This window comes from Borborobacter xinjiangensis, from assembly GCF_047739745.1.
In the GTDB taxonomy this organism is placed as follows: domain Bacteria; phylum Pseudomonadota; class Alphaproteobacteria; order Rhizobiales; family Rhizobiaceae; genus Pseudaminobacter.
In genome coordinates this window covers 1-1,248 of sequence record NZ_JBLLVA010000083.1, presented here as the reverse complement: position 1 = coordinate 1,248, position 1,248 = coordinate 1, and the positions used below count along the sequence as shown (strand labels likewise).

Here is a 1,248-nt window from a genome sequence, read left to right as displayed (position 1 = left end):
TGCAGATACGCCTCGAGCGAATCGTCGAGGGCGTCCTTCCACGGCGTGTGGTGCGGCGGCGCCATGGTGCCGGTGATGACCGAGCGATAGGAGTGGTTGCGGAACTCCATGATGCCTTGCTTCTTGTGCTTCTTCCACTCGAAGAAGGCCTGGTTGGCGCCGTCGACGTCGAAGCTCGGATAGTCGGTCTCGGCGATCAGCTCCTTGACGTAGTCGCCCTGGTAGCGGATGGCGTCGTAGCTGTCCTTGCCGGCATCCTCGCGCGCCACGCGGTCCTCGACGTCGGCGACCAGCTCCTGCTTGCCGGCCGGCAGCGCGATGCGGCCGAGGATCACGTCGCGCGCCCACCAGGCCTGGGCGTCGAACATGTTGAAGGTGAACCACTGGTCCTGCATGCCGATGTAGAACAGCGCCGGATTGTGGACATAGGCGACGCCCTTGTAGAGGTCGGCGGTGGCCAGCCGGTTGGCGGTCCGCAGGCGCAGATCGTCGGGCAGGAAGGGGAAGTGGTGCTTGTAGCCGGTGCACAGGATGATGGCGTCGATGCGCTTGGTCGAGCCGTCCTTGAAGGTGGCGGTGTTGATCTCGACCTTCTCCAGCAGCGGCTTTTCTTCCCAGTTGTCGGGCCAGGCAAAGCCCATCGGCGCGGTGCGGTAGCAGTTGGTGATCGACTTGGCGCCGTATTTCCAGCACTGCGAGCCGATGTCCTCGGCCGAATAGCTGGTGCCGATCAACAGCACGTCCTTGCCGCTGAACTCGCGGGCGTCGCGGAAGTCATGGGCGTGCAGGATGCGGCCGTTGAAGCGGTCGAAGCCGGGGTATTCCGGCACGTTCGGGGTCGAGAAGTGGCCCGAGGCGACGATCACATGGTCGAACTCCTCCGAATAGGTGTGGTCGTTGGGCAGATCCTGCACGGTGACGGTGAACTTGCGAGTGGATGCGTCCCAGGTGACCAGGCGCACGACGGTCTCGAAGCGGATCCAGTCGCGCACCCCGGCCTTGTTGACCCGGCCCTCGATATAGTCGAACAGCACCGCGCGCGGCGGATAGGAGGCGATCTGCTTGCCGAAATGCTCCTCGAACGAGTAGTCGGCGAATTCCAGGCCCTCCTTGGGGCCGTTCGACCACAGATAGCGGTACATCGAGCCGTGCACCGGTTCACCATACTGGTCCAGGCCGGTGCGCCAGGTGTAGTTCCACAGCCCGCCCCAATTGGCCTGCTTTTCGAAGCAGACGATCTCGGGAATG

1 protein-coding gene is annotated in these 1,248 nt (G+C 63.8%); it reads right to left on the bottom strand.

What is annotated here, in order from left to right; all coding sequences use genetic code 11:
- On the bottom strand, positions 1 to 1,247 hold a 1,247-nt coding region (locus ACLKMW_RS26420), incomplete at its 3' end, for an NAD(P)-binding domain-containing protein (RefSeq protein WP_415727500.1).
- Position 1,248: the final 1 nt, after the last annotated feature.